Here is a 13653-nt window from a genome sequence, read left to right on the forward strand (position 1 = left end):
CATGAACGGCCTTTCGCTCAGACGCCTGGTCACGCGCCTCTTGATGCTGGCGGTGCTGATGTTCGCCTTTGGTTTTGCCCTGGTGCCCATCTACGACGTGATGTGCAAGGCCTTCGGCATCAATGGCAAGACCGGCGGGCAATACGAGGGCAGCCAGGTGAGTGACCCGTCGCGCACGGTGCGGGTGCAGTTCATGTCCACCAACGCCAGCGACATGGTCTGGGACTTCTATTCCACCGCCGATCAGCTGGAGGTCAATCCGGGCGCGGTCAACCAGATGATTTTCATCGCCCGCAACCCCACCGACCGGCCCATGAGTGCCCAAGCCATACCCAGCATCACCCCGGCCGAGGCCGCGGCGTATTTCCACAAGACCGAGTGCTTCTGCTTCACCCAGCAGGTGCTGCAACCCGGTGAGCGCATCGAGATGCCCGTGCGGTTCATCGTCGATCGCGACCTGCCGGCCAATGTGAAGCACCTGACACTGGCCTACACCTTGTTCGACATCACCGCTCGCCACCCACCGGTCGCTCATGTCGCGGCCCAGGACGTCCAGGGCGCCCGCTAAGGGAAGGAGAACAGCAATGGCAAGTCATGAGCACTATTACGTCCCGGCGCAGAGCAAGTGGCCGATCATCGCGACCATCGGGATGTTCATCACGGTGTTCGGCCTGGGGACCTGGTTCAACGATCTCAAGGCCGGTCACCCCGAGTCCCATGGGCCACTGATCTTCTTCGTCGGCGCGCTGTTTCTGGCCTACATGCTGTTCGGCTGGTTCGGTGCGGTGGTCAAGGAAAGCCACGCCGGGCTCTATAGCGCGCAGATGGACCGCTCGTTCCGCTGGGGCATGAGCTGGTTCATCTTCTCGGAGGTGATGTTCTTCCTGGCGTTCTTCGGCGCGCTGTTCTACGTGCGAGTTCTGGCCGGCCCCTGGCTCGGCGGCGAGGGACACAAGGGCATCGCCCATATGCTGTGGCCAACGTTCGAGTTCGCCTGGCCGTTGTTGCATACACCGGATCCGAAGCTGTTTCCGCCACCGAAGGAAATCATCGATCCGTGGCACCTGCCGCTGATCAACACCATCTTGCTGGTGAGCTCCAGCGTGACCATCACCATCGCCCACCATGCCCTGCGCAAGAACCATCGTGGGCCGCTCAAGCTGTGGCTGGGGCTGACCATCCTGCTGGGCTTGTCGTTCCTGGCGTTGCAGGCCTTCGAGTACCACGAGGCCTATACCGAACTGGGCTTGACGCTGGGTTCAGGGATCTACGGCGCGACCTTCTTCATGCTCACCGGCTTCCACGGTGCCCACGTGACCTTGGGCACGCTGATCCTGATCGTGATGTTCTGCCGCGTGCTACGCGGGCATTTCGATCCGGACAAGCACTTTGGTTTCGAGGCGGCGAGCTGGTACTGGCACTTTGTCGATGTGGTGTGGGTCGGGTTGTTCATCTTCGTGTACGTGCTCTGAACTGAGGGCAACTGCCTTTAGAGAACTCCGACGGACCAGATGGGAGCGGGTGAAAACTTAGAAGGGGGCGTGGGAGACCAGTTGGCCGCTGATCAGGCCCCAGGCCACCAGGGCGATTGTCAAGGTGGCCAGGGTGACTCGCACGGTCAGGGCTTTGAGCAAGCGGGTCGAGTGTTCGTCGTCCTTGACCAGGAACACCAGCCCGCTGAACAGGCTGGCAATGGTGGCCAACAGCATCAGGACAATCGCGGCCTTGAGCATGGCGAAACTCCGGGGGGATGCGGTGATGAAATCAAGTATAGCGATCGACCTGGCGAGGACACGGTGAAGCCGTTTCGCCCAGGCCTGGTACCAACCTTGGTGGTGCTCGCGCTGCTGCCGGGCCTGATCGCGCTCGGCTGTTGGCAACTGGGCCGTGCCGATGAAAAACGTGCACTGCTGGCAACCTTCGCCGAACGCAGGATCGAGGCGCCCCTGGCCGGCGGCCAACTGCCACAGGTGGCCAACCCGGCCTATCGTCGCGTGCACCTGTATGGCCGCTTCGATGGTGAACACAGCCTACTGCTGGACAACAGCATTCGCGACGGCCGGGCGGGTGTGGAGGTGCTGCAACCGTTTCATGACCAGGCCAGCGGCCTGTGGCTGCTGGTCAACCGGGGCTGGCTGCCCTGGCCGGATCGTCGCGAGCCGGTCCGTTTCGAGACACCTGCCCAAGCCTTGGCGCTCGAGGCCTGGGTCTATGTCGCGCCGGGCGCCACCTTCCAGCTGCACCCAGACCCGGTCGGCGGCCAGTGGCCACATCTACTGACCGCCGTCGACCCTGCCCAACTGTGGCAACAGCTCGGCCGTGAGGGTTTTGCCCATGAACTGCGTCTGGAACACGGCCCGGCCAGCTACCGGCTGGACTGGCCGGTGGTCGCCTTGGGTCCGGAAAAACACCTGGGCTACGCCGTGCAGTGGTTCGCCCTGGCCACGGCGCTGGTGCTGCTTTACCTCTACTTCGGCTGGCATGACAAAAAGGAGAACCCCCATGGGCGGCGTAACGAGTCCACTGGACGTGCCTGAACGTGGCAAACCCAGAAGCCGCGGGCGTTTGCAGCTGATCCTGATCCTGTTGGTGGTGTTGGGCCCAATGATCCTGGCCACCAGCATGTACAAGCTGCAGTTCTGGGTGCCAGAGGGGCGCAGCTACCACGGCGAGATGATCGGCAACGGCCAAAGCCGCGCGGATATCGGCATCGATGCCCAAGAGGCACGCTGGCAATTGCTGGTCAGCGCCCCGGCTACCTGCATCGAGGATTGCCAGCGACTGGTCTATCTGGCCCGGCAGATCCAGATTGGCCTGGGCCGCGATGCAAGCCGCGCCAGCCATGCCCTGGCCGCCGCCCAGCCATTGCCCGGCGAATTCCAGGGCACGCTCGAGCGTGAATACCCGCAATTGCAACGTTACCCGCTGGATACCCAGCGTTATGGCCAGAAGGTCGATGTACCCGGTCCGCAGCTGTGGATTGTCGATCCCCACGGCAACCTGGTGCTGCGCTACGACGCCAAGGTCAACGGTAAACAGGTGCTCGACGACCTGCGCCATCTGCTCAAGCTGTCCAACATCGGCTAGGAGGCCGCCATGGCCAGACCCGGATACCGCCTTGCTGTGTTTGCCACCGTGCTGGCGCTGCTGGTCGTGCTGCTCGGTGCTTATACTCGCCTGACCCACGCTGGCCTGGGTTGTCCCGACTGGCCTGGCTGCTACGGCTTCATTGGCGTGCCCAAGACCGAAGCCCAACTGGCACACGCCGAGCTGCGCTTCCCGGACCATCCGGTGGAGGAGGCCAAGGGCTGGGCCGAGATGGTCCACCGCTACTTTGCCGGCACACTGGCGACGGTGATCGCGCTGCTGGCCTTCCAGGCGGTGCGCCGTCATGCCCGGGACGGCCAGCCGTACCGCCTGCCGGTGCTGTTGCTAGGGGTGGTGCTCGCCCAGGCGGCGTTCGGCATGTGGACGGTCACGCTCAAGCTATGGCCGCAGGTGGTCACTGCCCATTTGCTGGGCGGCTTCACCACGCTCAGTCTGCTGTTCCTGCTATCGCTGCGTCTATCTCGCGCGTTTGCGCCGTTGCCCAAGCTGCCTTTGAGTCTGCGTCGGGTGGCGGCGCTGGCGCTGCTGGTGGTGATCGGGCAGATCGCCTTGGGGGGCTGGGTCAGTGCCAACTATGCCGCGGTGGCCTGCATCGATCTGCCCACCTGCCACGGTCAATGGTGGCCGGCGGCGGACTTCAGCAACGGCTTTCACCTGACCCAGCACGTGGGGCCCAACTACCTCGGTGGACAACTGGACAGTGATGCCCGCACCGCCATTCACATCAGTCACCGGCTCGGCGCGCTGATGGTCGTTGCGGTGTTGCTGATGTTGAGCTGGAAGCTGCACCGCAACGGTCTCACCGGGCTGGCTCGTCTGGTGCTGCTGGTGCTGGGCGTGCAGGTCAGCCTGGGTATCAGCAACGTACTGTTCCATCTGCCGTTGGGGGTGGCCGTTGCGCACAACGCGGGCGGTGCTCTTTTGCTGCTGAGCATGGTGCTGGTGAATTACCGGATTCGCGTGGTGGACAAGGTCCGTGTTGGCCATGGCTGGCGACTCACACCGGTCACCAGTGCAGGTGGCACCGTGCACACGAGGGCTGACGCGTGGCGACGCTTCTGAGTGAACGCCCGGCGCGAGCCGGGTGGCGCGACTACCTGGAGCTGACCAAGCCCAAGGTGGTGCTCCTGATGCTGATCACCTCGCTGGCGGGAATGTTCTTGGCCACCCGGGCCGGGGTGCCTTGGCCCATCCTGTTGTTCGGCAACCTAGGCATAGCCCTCTGCGCCGCGGGCGCGGCGGTGGTCAACCATGTGGTGGACCGGCGCATCGATGCACTGATGGCCCGTACCCACAAGCGACCGCTGGCTGACGGCCGGGTCGCGCCCTTGCCGGCGCTGGGCTTCGCACTGGCCTTGTCGCTGGCGGGTATGGCCGTGCTGCTGGTCTTCACCAACGCCCTCACCGCCTGGCTCACCCTCGCCTCGTTGCTGGGCTATGCGGTGATCTACACCGGGTTTCTCAAGCGCGCCACGCCGCAGAATATCGTCATCGGTGGCCTGGCGGGTGCAACGCCGCCGTTGCTGGGCTGGGTGGCGGTCAGTGGACATGTGAGCGCCGAGCCGTTGCTGCTGGTGCTGATCATTTTCGCCTGGACCCCGCCGCACTTCTGGGCCCTGGCCATCCACCGCAAGCAGGAGTACACCAAGGCGGACATCCCCATGCTGCCGGTGACCCACGGCGAGCGCTACACCAAGCTGCACATTCTGCTCTATACCCTGGTGCTGCTGGCGGTGAGCCTGCTGCCATACGTCATCCACATGAGCGGCCCGCTCTACTTGATCTGTGCCTTGGCCCTGGGCCTGCGCTTTCTCCACTGGGCCTGGGTGTTGTACCGTGGCACCAGGCCGCACGCTGCGATCAAGACCTTCAAGTACTCTATCGGGTACTTGTTCCTGCTGTTCATCGCACTGCTTTTGGACCACTACCTGTTGCCGAACCTATGACCCGAACCCAGAAAACCGTCTTCATCCTCGTCGCCGTCGTCGCCTTGATCCTCGGCCTGACCGTCAACAAGGTGCTCAATGGTCGCAGCGAGGCGAACCCGGCCGAGCTGATCGACGCCGGCATCATTCTGCTACCCCAGAGCCGCACCGTGCCGGACGTGACCATGACCGACCAGGACGGCCGGCCCGTGGCGCTGGATCAGCTCAAGGGCAAGTGGTCGCTGCTGTTCTTCGGCTACACCTACTGCCCCGACATTTGCCCGACTACCCTGGCCCAGTTGCGTCAGGTCAAGAGCGAGCTGCCCAAGGAGGCGCTGGAGCGCTTGCAAGTGGTGTTGGTGAGCGTGGACCCGAACCGGGACACACCGAACCAGCTCAAGCAGTACCTGGGCTATTTCGACAAGGACTTCGTGGGGTTGACGGGGTCGATCGAAGATACCCAGGCGCTGGCCAATGGGCTAAGCATTCCGTTCATTCCGGCTGATACCAGCAAGCCTGGATATACGGTCGATCACAGCGGCAACCTGGCGGTGGTCGGCCCGGATGGTCGCCAGCGTGGTTTCATCCGTGCGCCGATGAACAACCAGAAGCTGGTGGCGCAGCTGCCAGGGTTGGTCAAGCGGGACTGAACCCGCGGCTGAAAAGCTTCGCGGGTAAACCCGCTCCCCCAGGTTCACCACGGCGCTTTGGCCTGTGGCGTCTCTGTGGGAGCGGGTTTACCCGCGAAACATTCAGCGCGCAGACGGCTTAGAACGCCGGAATCACCGCACCTTTGTACTTCTCGGTGATGAACTGCTTCACCTCGGGCGAATGCAGGGCGGCAGCCAGTTTCTTGATGGCGTCGGCATCCTTGTTGTCCGGACGGGCAACCAGGATGTTCACGTAGGGCGAATCGCTGCCTTCGATGACCAGGGCGTCCTTCTCAGGGTTGAGTTTGGCCTCCAGCGCGTAGTTGGTGTTGATCAGCGCCAGGTCGACCTGGGTCAGCACGCGTGGGATGGTGGCCGCCTCCAGCTCGCGGAACTTCAGGCCCTTGTCGTTGCCGGTGATGTCCTTGACGGTCGAGAGGATGTTCTTGTTGTCCTTGAGCTTGATCACACCGGCCTTGTCCAGCAGCAACAGGGCGCGGCCACCGTTGGTGGCATCGTTGGGGATGACCACAGTGGCGCCGGACGGCAGTTCGTCGAGCTTCTTGAGCTTGCTCGAGTAGGCGCCCAGCGGCTCCAGGTGTACGCCGGCGACGCTGACCAGATTCGTGCCCTTGGCCTTGTTGAACTCATCCAGGTACGGCTGGTGCTGGAAGAAGTTGGCGTCCAGGCGCTTTTCGGCCACTTGCACGTTCGGCTGGATGTAGTCGGTGAATTCCTTCACCTTCAGCTCCACCCCTTCCTTGGCCAGTTGCGGCTTCACGAAGTTGAGGATCTCGGCATGCGGAACCGGGGTGGCCGCGACGGTGAGGGACTCGGCGTTGGCCGAGAAGGCCGCGACAGCGGCGACGACAGCAAGCAGCTTCTTCATTGATCACTCCTTGTGAGGGCCGCGACGGCCCCCGAACGGGTCGGCCAGGCCGACCCCATTGGGGTTACTTACGGGAAAAATGCACGACCAGTTTGTCGCCGACACTTTGCAGAACTTGAACCAGGATCAGCAGCAGGATCACGGTGACCACCATCACATCGGTCTGGAAACGCTGGTAGCCGAAGCGGATGGCCAGGTCGCCCAGACCGCCGGCACCGACCACGCCGGCCATGGCGGTATAGGACACCAGGGTGATGGCAGTGACGGTGATGGCGGCGAAGATGCCTGGCCGGGCTTCGGGCAGCAGGGCATTGGTGATGATCTGGCGGGTGGTGGCGCCCATCGACTGGGTGGCCTCGATGATGCCGCGGTCTACTTCACGCAGGGCGGTTTCCACCAAGCGTGCGAAGAATGGCGTCGCACCCACCACCAGCGGCGGGATTGCACCGGCGACACCCAGCGAAGTGCCGGTGATCAGCACGGTGATCGGGATCATGACGATGAGCAGGATGATGAACGGCAGCGAGCGCAACACGTTGACCACCAGCGATAGCAGCGCATAAACGCCTTTTTGTTCGAACATCTGCCGCGGTCCGCAGAGGAACAGCAGCACGCCCAGGGGCAAGCCCAGCAGCACGGTGAAGAACAGCGAGCCGAACAACATGATCATGGTGTCGATGCTGGCCAGCCAGATTTCGGCCCAGTCGACGTTGGCGAAGAAATTAAGAGCGTCCATCAACGCAGTACCTCCATATGAACATCAGCAGCCTTGAAGCGGGCGAACGCCGCTTCCATGTCGCCGCCAGTGACGGCGAGCGTGAGCTGTCCATAGGGGACGTCCTTGATACGGTCGATACGTCCGGCCAGGATGCTGTAGTCAACGCCAGTCTCACGGGCCACGGTGCCCAGAAGCGGTGCGTAGGTGGCATCGCCCTGGAAGGTCAGGCGCACGATACGCCCTGGTACGTGGGCGAAGTCATCGCGCTGCTCGCTTTCGTCCACCTGCTCATCTTCCTGGACGAAGCGCTTGGTGGTCGGGTGCTGCGGATGCAGGAACACATCGGCCACCGCGCCTTGCTCGACGATCTGCCCGGCATCCATCACTGCCACGCGGTCGCAGACCCGGCGGATCACGTCCATTTCGTGGGTGATCAGCACGATGGTCAGCTTCAGCTCACGGTTGATCTCGGCCAGCAACTGCAGCACCTGGGCCGTGGTTTGCGGATCCAGAGCGCTGGTGGCCTCGTCGCACAGGAGGATCTTGGGGTTGGTGGACAAGGCACGGGCGATACCCACGCGCTGCTTCTGGCCACCGGAAAGCTGGGCGGGGTACTTCTTGGCGTGGTCCGACAGCCCGACGCGAGCCAGCAGTTCGGTCACACGCTTGTCGATCTCGCTACGCGACAGCTCGCCAGCCAAGGTCAATGGCAGCGCGACGTTGTCGGCGACGGTCTTGGATGCCAGCAGGTTGAAGTGCTGGAAGATCATCCCGACCTGCTGGCGGAAGCGGCGCAGCTGGTTGGCGTCGAAGGCGGTGACATCTTCGCCGTCGACGATGATCTTGCCGCCGCTTGGGGCCTCCAGGCGGTTGATCAGGCGCAGCAAGGTGCTCTTGCCGGCGCCGGAATGCCCGATCAGGCCGAACACCTGGCCATTTTCAATGGTCAGGCTGGTCGGGTTCAGGGCGGGGATATCCCTACCGGCGACGCGGTAGGTCTTGTGGACATGTTGAAACTCGATCACTGAGCGAACCTTGTGGGGCGCATGGAATTTGGGTCAGCGGTTAGCCGGGGTCGCGCATTTTAGCCTTTTCCCATAGTTGTTCTTAGCATTTATTTCGTCATCAACCAATCCGCTGGGCATAACGCGACAACCGGTAATCCGATTGAACGCTCACGGGGCGCCTCCAGTCACTACAGGAACGAGCCCGAACGGGGCGCCTGAAAGCCATGACGAGGAGAACCGACATGCCAAAGACTCCGGATTCGCCCAGGGACAGCCAGCTGGCCGGAACCCACACGCCTGACCGGGCCAACACCAACGCCAAGGTGCAAAGCCTGGAAAGCGTGCGCAGCGATGCCACCGGCCAGGCCCTGCGCACCAATCAAGGTGTGAAGATTGCCGACAACCAGAACACCCTCAAGGCCGGCGTGCGTGGGCCTTCGCTGCTCGAAGACTTCATCATGCGCGAGAAGATCACTCACTTCGACCATGAGCGGATCCCCGAGCGCATCGTCCATGCCCGTGGCACCGGCGCTCATGGCTACTTCCAGAGCTATGGCTGCCACGAGCAGTTGACCAAGGCAGGCTTCCTGCAGGATCCGCAGAAAATCACGCCTGTGTTCGTGCGGTTTTCCACTGTGCAGGGCCCGCGCGGCTCGGGTGACACCGTGCGCGACGTGCGCGGCTTTGCCGTCAAGTTCTACACCGACGAGGGCAACTTCGACCTGGTGGGGAACAACATGCCGGTGTTCTTCATCCAGGATGCGATCAAGTTCCCGGATTTCGTCCATGCGGTGAAACCCGAACCGCACAACGAAGTTCCCACCGGGGCGTCGGCCCACGACACCTTCTGGGATTTCGTCTCACTGGTACCGGAATCGGCGCACATGGTCATGTGGGCGATGTCCGATCGGGCCATTCCGCGCAGCCTGCGCATGATGGAAGGCTTTGGCGTACACACCTTCCGCCTGATCAATGCCCAGGGCGAGGCCACATTCGTGAAGTTCCACTGGAAGCCGCGCCAGGGCGTGCACTCGGTGCTCTGGGACGAGGCGCAGAAACTTGGCGGCAAGGACCCGGACTTCCATCGCCGCGACCTGTGGGAGGCGATCGAGACCGGTGATTATCCTGAGTGGGAGCTGGGCGTGCAGATCGTGCCGGAGGCAGACGAGCACAATTTTGACTTCGACCTGCTCGACCCGACCAAGATCATTCCCGAAGAACTGGTGCCCGTGACGCCGCTGGGCAAGATGGTGCTCAACCGCAATCCGGACAACTTCTTCGCTGAAGTCGAGCAGATCGCCTTCTGTCCCGGGCATATCGTGCCGGGAATCGACTTCACCAACGACCCGTTGCTGCAGGGGCGTCTGTTCTCCTACACCGATACCCAGCTCAGCCGCCTGGGCGGGCCGAACTTCCATGAAATTCCGATCAACCGGCCGATCGTACCCAACCACAGCAGCCAGCGTGATGCCATGCACCGCATGACCATCGACAAGGGGCGTGCCTCCTATGAGCCCAATTCCATCGATGGCGGTTGGCCCAAGGAAACGCCGCCAGCACCCCATGGCGGTGGCTTCGAGAGTTATCAGGAGCGCATCGACGGGCACAAGATCCGTCAGCGTAGCGACTCTTTCAGCGACCATTTCTCCCAGGCGCGGTTGTTCTTCCAGAGCATGAGCCCGACCGAGCAGCAGCACATCATCAAGGCCTACAGCTTCGAGCTGGGCAAGGTCGAGCGCGAGGCGATCCGGGTGCGGGAGGTGAACGAGATCCTGGCCAACATCGACTTGGACCTCGCCGCAGCCGTGGCGACCAACCTCGGCTTGCCGGCGCCCAAGGCCGCAACGGTGCAGGTCAAGGGATCGACGCCAGCGCAATCACCGGCGCTGAGCCAGATGAACCACCCCGGCAGTGTGGGCATCAAGGGACGCAAGATTGCCTTGTTGGTGGCCGATGGGGTGGAAGGCGCCAGTGTCGATCGGCTGGTGAAGGCTTTCGAAGCCCAAAGCGCACGCGTGCTTGTTCTGGGGCCGACGTCGGCGCCGGTGACGACTGCCGAGGGCAAGGCGTTGGCGGTGGATGCCTCCATGGAGGGGATGCCATCGGTAATGATCGATGGATTATGGGTGCCGGCCGGCAAGGCGGCGCTGGAGGCGCTGGGGAAAAGTGGTTTGGCCAAGCATTATCTGCTTGAGGCCTACAAGCACCTCAAGCCCATGGGAATGGCCAGCGAGGGCAAGGCATTGCTCAATGCCTTGGGCTTGAACGAGGATGCAGGCTTGCTGCTGGGGGATGATCAGCAGGCGGTAGATGCCTTCGTGAAAGCGCTGGAGCAACATCGGGTGTGGGCGCGGGAGGCGGTGGCCGAGGCAATTCCGGCGTAGGCCAGGCTGTGTTTAGCCAGTTCCCGCGCTGTGCGGGAGCTGGCCATGCCTGCGATTGGGGCGCAGCGCGCCCCGCAATGCTCAGGGCTGACGTGGGACCAGCACTACCTGCGCAGGCAGCGAGCGCTGGATTTCATGGCGCTGGTTCAGCTCGAAACCGCTATCGAGCTTGCGCACGCGCTTGTCGAGCAAGGTCTTGAGCCAGGGTGCATCGTCGGTGCGCGGCACCTGAAACACCACATCGCACTGGTAGTTCACCACATCGGCGGCGATGTCATCGAGCTGGCGGCGCATGGCGCGGATGTCGGTGGTCTTGAGCGCCACCACGGTGCTCGGCGCACTGGGGTCGATGACGCGGGCCTTGGGCTTGGCCTCGGCGGCCTTGAGCGCGGCCTCAGCCTTTTCAAGTTCGGCCTTGCGCGCCTGGGCCACGGCGTCGCCCCCCGTGACTGCCGGGGCCTGGGGCATCAGCGCGCGGGCACGGGCCAGCGCGGTCGCGGCAGCATTGACGTCGCCCTTCTGCAGCACGATCTGGCTGCGCTGCAGGTAGGCTTCGGCCAGTTGGCGTTGGTACTGCTCAAGGCGTGCGTCGTCTGGCGATTGTGCCTGCAACGCGGCCAACTGGTCTTCAGCGGTGGCCAGCTCATTGCTGGCAATGCTTTGTTGCAGCGCTTGCCAGGCATCGGTCTGGGCAGGCGCGTTCGACTGTTCAGACGGAGTGCTGGAGCAGGCCGCCAAGAACAGGGAAAAAACGGCAACAAGCAGAAAACGGGAGGCGAACGGCTTCATTCCTGCGACTCTCTATTTGCGCAAAAAGCGAGCAAGTCTACACCCTGGTGCGCACGCTCGAAAATAAGTCTTACAGACCCTTTACCTGACAAAAGGTTGCAGGATGCACCTGCGCGCATCCTTAAATTTTCAGCGCTTGGGCAACGCCAGGCTCAGCAAGAATAGCACCGCGGCGCACACCACGATCGACGGGCCGGCCGGGGTGTCCTTGAACCATGACATCGCCAGCCCGCCACAGACGGCGACCACGCCTAACAGGCTGGCGCCCAGGGCCATCTGCTCCGGTGAGCGGGCGTGACGCTGTGCCGCAGCGGCGGGAATGATCAGCAGCGAGGTGATCAGCAGTACACCGACGATCTTCATGGCCACGGCGATGACCACGGCAATCAACAGCATCAAGGCCAGGCGCAGGCTCGCCACCGGCAAGCCTTCGACCATCGCCAGTTCCTCATGTACGGTCACGGCCAGCAGCGGACGCCACAAGGTCGCGAGCAACAGCAGGACCACGACGCTGCCGCCCAGGATCCAGGCCAAGTCGGTGGGGCTGATGGCCAACAGATCGCCAAACAGGTAGGCCATCAGGTCTATGCGCACGTCGTGCATGAAACTCAGTGCCACCAGCCCCAGGGACAACGTACTCGGTGCCAGGATGCCAAGCAGGGTGTCGGAGGCCAGCGGCTGGCGTTGTTGCAGGGTGACCAGCAGGATCGCCAGCAATAGGCAGCCGACGGTCACCGCCAGGGCGGGGCTGACATCCAGCGCCAGGCCCAGGGCGACTCCAAGCAATGCCGCGTGGGACAGGGTATCGCCGAAATAAGCCATGCGCCGCCAGACGACGAACGATCCCAAGGGGCCGGCCACCAGGGCCAGGGACAAGCCTGCGAGCAGGGCGTAGAGAAGAAAATCAGCCATGCTTGCAGTGCTCTCCATGAACGTGGGCGCCAGGGGCGATCACCGAGCCGTGCAGGTCGTGGCGGTGATCGTGATGGTGATGGTAGATGGCCAGGCTCGGGGCGTTCTGGCCGAACAGTTCGACGAACGCCGGATCGCCGCTGACCTGCTCCGGATGCCCGGAACAACACACGTGGCGGTTCAGGCACACCACCTGGTCGGTGGTGCTCATGACCAGGTGCAGGTCGTGGGAGACCATCAGCACGCCGCAACCGTGGCGGTCGCGCAGGCGGGTTATCAAGCTGTACAGCTCGGCCTGGCCGGCCACATCCACGCCTTGCACGGGTTCATCGAGCACCAGCAACTCCGGTTCGCGTAGCAGCGCACGAGCCAGCAGCACACGCTGCATCTCGCCGCCGGAGATGGTCTGGATCGGGCTGTCGATCACCTGTTCGGCACCGACTTCCTGCAAGGCCGCCAGCGCCGCGGCGCGGTCCACTCCCGGTACCAGGCGCAGGAAGCGCAGCACCGACAGCGGCAGGGTGGGGTCGACCTGGATCTTTTGCGGCATGTAGCCGATACGCAGCCGAGGCTTGCGCCAGACCTTGCCACGGTGCGGTTTGAGCAGGCCGAGCACGGCGCGCACCAGCGTGGTCTTGCCGGCGCCGTTGGGGCCGATGAGGGTGACAATCTGGCGAGGTGCCACCGACAGGTCGATGCTGTCGAGCACCGATTCGCCGGCAAAGGTGACGCCGACCTGTTCGAGGCGGATCAACGCGTCGCTCATGCCTGCCCCCGGCAGCTGCCGCACAGGCCAACCACTTCGACGGTCTGCGTTTCGACGGTGAAGCCTACGCCCTTGGCGCTGGTGATGATGGCCTCGCTGATGCTTTGCTGTTCGAGCTCGATGGCCACATGGCAGGCGCGGCAGATCAGGAACTGGCCCTGATGCACGTGCTCGGGGTGGCTGCAGCCGATGAAGGCATTGAGCGAGGCGATGCGGTGGACCAGGCCGTTTTCCAAAAGAAAATCCAAGGCGCGGTACACGGTCGGCGGCGCAGCGCGGCGGCCGTCCTGTTCGCTCAGCACGGCCAGGATGTCGTAGGCACCCAGCGGCTTGTGGCTCTGCCAGACCAGCTCCAGCACCCGGCGGCGCAAGGCGGTCAGGCGCAGGCCCTGGCGTGTGCACAGGGCGTCGGCCTCGGCCAGTGCACTGTGCACGCAGTGGGAATGATCATGAGGACGGTTGGCCAGCGGCGTGATGGACATGGGCGGCGACGGTTCTGGACAGA

General features: G+C 63.4%; 16 protein-coding genes. 8 read left to right on the forward strand and 8 right to left on the reverse strand.

Features of this window, described 5'->3' with window-relative positions; genetic code table 11:
* Position 1 precedes the first annotated feature (1 nt).
* Positions 2–568, forward strand: coding sequence for a cytochrome c oxidase assembly protein (locus R6G97_RS02450; RefSeq protein WP_070575720.1), 567 nt, complete (start codon positions 2–4; stop codon positions 566–568).
* A 16-nt stretch (positions 569–584) separates the two neighbouring features.
* The gene (locus R6G97_RS02455) at positions 585–1472 is read left to right on the forward strand and encodes a cytochrome c oxidase subunit 3 (RefSeq protein WP_043207681.1); all 888 of its coding nucleotides are present in this window, start codon (positions 585–587) and stop codon (positions 1470–1472) included.
* 57 nt (positions 1473–1529) lie between these two features.
* On the opposite strand, the gene R6G97_RS02460 is transcribed toward R6G97_RS02455, so the two are convergent.
* The gene (locus R6G97_RS02460; RefSeq protein ID WP_043207682.1) at positions 1530–1733 is read right to left on the reverse strand and encodes a twin transmembrane helix small protein; all 204 of its coding nucleotides are present in this window, start codon (positions 1731–1733) and stop codon (positions 1530–1532) included.
* 63 nt (positions 1734–1796) lie between these two features.
* Here R6G97_RS02460 and R6G97_RS02465 point away from each other — a divergent pair, with 63 nt between their 5' ends.
* Genes R6G97_RS02465 through R6G97_RS02485 form a run of 5 tightly spaced genes read left to right on the forward strand, consistent with a single transcriptional unit; the run spans position 1797 to position 5683 of the window.
* Positions 1797–2537, forward strand: coding sequence for an SURF1 family protein (locus tag R6G97_RS02465; protein ID WP_043207683.1), 741 nt, complete (start codon positions 1797–1799; stop codon positions 2535–2537).
* Entirely contained in the window at positions 2503–3087 is a 585-nt protein-coding gene (locus R6G97_RS02470; protein WP_102082105.1) for a hypothetical protein, read from the forward strand. Before R6G97_RS02465 ends, R6G97_RS02470 begins: the two co-directional genes overlap by 35 nt.
* A gap of 9 nt (positions 3088–3096) precedes the next feature.
* Positions 3097–4170: a COX15/CtaA family protein gene (locus tag R6G97_RS02475; RefSeq protein ID WP_090344084.1), complete on the forward strand. Its 1074-nt coding sequence runs from the start codon at positions 3097–3099 to the stop codon at positions 4168–4170.
* Positions 4155–5054 carry a heme o synthase gene (gene cyoE / locus R6G97_RS02480; RefSeq protein WP_317847753.1) on the forward strand — a complete coding sequence of 300 codons (900 nt, stop codon included), beginning with the start codon at positions 4155–4157 and terminating at the stop codon, positions 5052–5054. The genes R6G97_RS02475 and cyoE overlap by 16 nt, the downstream gene beginning before the upstream one ends.
* Complete coding sequence (locus R6G97_RS02485) at positions 5051–5683, forward strand: SCO family protein (RefSeq protein ID WP_070575736.1); 633 nt, start codon at positions 5051–5053, stop codon at positions 5681–5683. Before cyoE ends, R6G97_RS02485 begins: the two co-directional genes overlap by 4 nt.
* A gap of 118 nt (positions 5684–5801) precedes the next feature.
* Here the strand turns inward: R6G97_RS02485 and R6G97_RS02490 are convergent, their stop codons facing one another.
* The 3 genes from R6G97_RS02490 to R6G97_RS02500 all read right to left on the reverse strand — a co-directional run bounded on the left by R6G97_RS02490 (position 5802) and on the right by R6G97_RS02500 (position 8315).
* Positions 5802–6572, reverse strand: coding sequence for a MetQ/NlpA family ABC transporter substrate-binding protein (locus tag R6G97_RS02490; protein ID WP_043207694.1), 771 nt, complete (start codon positions 6570–6572; stop codon positions 5802–5804).
* 64 nt (positions 6573–6636) lie between these two features.
* Complete coding sequence (locus tag R6G97_RS02495; protein WP_043207697.1) at positions 6637–7308, reverse strand: methionine ABC transporter permease; 672 nt, start codon at positions 7306–7308, stop codon at positions 6637–6639.
* A complete protein-coding gene (locus R6G97_RS02500; RefSeq protein WP_043207700.1) occupies positions 7308–8315 on the reverse strand; it encodes a methionine ABC transporter ATP-binding protein in 1008 nt (335 codons plus the stop codon). Before R6G97_RS02500 ends, R6G97_RS02495 begins: the two co-directional genes overlap by 1 nt.
* Before the next feature lie 206 nt (positions 8316–8521).
* Here R6G97_RS02500 and katE point away from each other — a divergent pair, with 206 nt between their 5' ends.
* Positions 8522–10681: a catalase HPII gene (gene katE / locus R6G97_RS02505; RefSeq protein WP_090344080.1), complete on the forward strand. Its 2160-nt coding sequence runs from the start codon at positions 8522–8524 to the stop codon at positions 10679–10681.
* Between the two features lie 81 nt (positions 10682–10762).
* On the opposite strand, the gene R6G97_RS02510 is transcribed toward katE, so the two are convergent.
* The 4 genes from R6G97_RS02510 to zur form a co-directional block, all read right to left on the reverse strand.
* Complete coding sequence (locus tag R6G97_RS02510) at positions 10763–11470, reverse strand: PA5502 family lipoprotein (protein WP_043207705.1); 708 nt, start codon at positions 11468–11470, stop codon at positions 10763–10765.
* A gap of 129 nt (positions 11471–11599) precedes the next feature.
* Positions 11600–12382, reverse strand: a complete 783-nt coding sequence (gene znuB / locus R6G97_RS02515) for a zinc ABC transporter permease subunit ZnuB (RefSeq protein ID WP_317847754.1) — start codon at positions 12380–12382, stop codon at positions 11600–11602.
* The gene (gene znuC / locus R6G97_RS02520) at positions 12375–13148 is read right to left on the reverse strand and encodes a zinc ABC transporter ATP-binding protein ZnuC (protein ID WP_043207710.1); all 774 of its coding nucleotides are present in this window, start codon (positions 13146–13148) and stop codon (positions 12375–12377) included. The genes znuB and znuC overlap by 8 nt, the downstream gene beginning before the upstream one ends.
* On the reverse strand, positions 13145–13630 hold the full coding sequence (gene zur, locus R6G97_RS02525; protein WP_043207713.1) for a zinc uptake transcriptional repressor Zur: 486 nt from the start codon (positions 13628–13630) through the stop codon (positions 13145–13147). Before zur ends, znuC begins: the two co-directional genes overlap by 4 nt.
* Positions 13631–13653: the final 23 nt, after the last annotated feature.

Source organism: Pseudomonas sp. HTZ2 (genome assembly GCF_033173945.1).
In the GTDB taxonomy this organism is placed as follows: Bacteria; Pseudomonadota; Gammaproteobacteria; order Pseudomonadales; family Pseudomonadaceae; genus Aquipseudomonas; species Aquipseudomonas guariconensis.

Bases quoted from the DNA above. Each gene is read 5' to 3' on its own strand.
- R6G97_RS02450 (WP_070575720.1), top strand. From the start codon at position 2: ATGAACGGCCTTTCGCTCAGACGCCTGGTCACGCGCCTCTTGATGCTG.
- R6G97_RS02455 (WP_043207681.1), top strand. From the start codon at position 585: ATGGCAAGTCATGAGCACTATTACGTCCCGGCGCAGAGCAAGTGGCCG.
- R6G97_RS02460 (WP_043207682.1), bottom strand. From the start codon at position 1,733: ATGCTCAAGGCCGCGATTGTCCTGATGCTGTTGGCCACCATTGCCAGC.
- R6G97_RS02470 (WP_102082105.1), top strand. From the start codon at position 2,503: ATGGGCGGCGTAACGAGTCCACTGGACGTGCCTGAACGTGGCAAACCC.
- R6G97_RS02475 (WP_090344084.1), top strand. From the start codon at position 3,097: ATGGCCAGACCCGGATACCGCCTTGCTGTGTTTGCCACCGTGCTGGCG.
- R6G97_RS02485 (WP_070575736.1), top strand. From the start codon at position 5,051: ATGACCCGAACCCAGAAAACCGTCTTCATCCTCGTCGCCGTCGTCGCC.
- R6G97_RS02490 (WP_043207694.1), bottom strand. From the start codon at position 6,572: ATGAAGAAGCTGCTTGCTGTCGTCGCCGCTGTCGCGGCCTTCTCGGCC.
- R6G97_RS02495 (WP_043207697.1), bottom strand. From the start codon at position 7,308: ATGGACGCTCTTAATTTCTTCGCCAACGTCGACTGGGCCGAAATCTGG.
- katE (WP_090344080.1), top strand. From the start codon at position 8,522: ATGACGAGGAGAACCGACATGCCAAAGACTCCGGATTCGCCCAGGGAC.
- R6G97_RS02510 (WP_043207705.1), bottom strand. From the start codon at position 11,470: ATGAAGCCGTTCGCCTCCCGTTTTCTGCTTGTTGCCGTTTTTTCCCTG.
- znuB (WP_317847754.1), bottom strand. From the start codon at position 12,382: ATGGCTGATTTTCTTCTCTACGCCCTGCTCGCAGGCTTGTCCCTGGCC.
- znuC (WP_043207710.1), bottom strand. From the start codon at position 13,148: ATGAGCGACGCGTTGATCCGCCTCGAACAGGTCGGCGTCACCTTTGCC.
- zur (WP_043207713.1), bottom strand. From the start codon at position 13,630: ATGTCCATCACGCCGCTGGCCAACCGTCCTCATGATCATTCCCACTGC.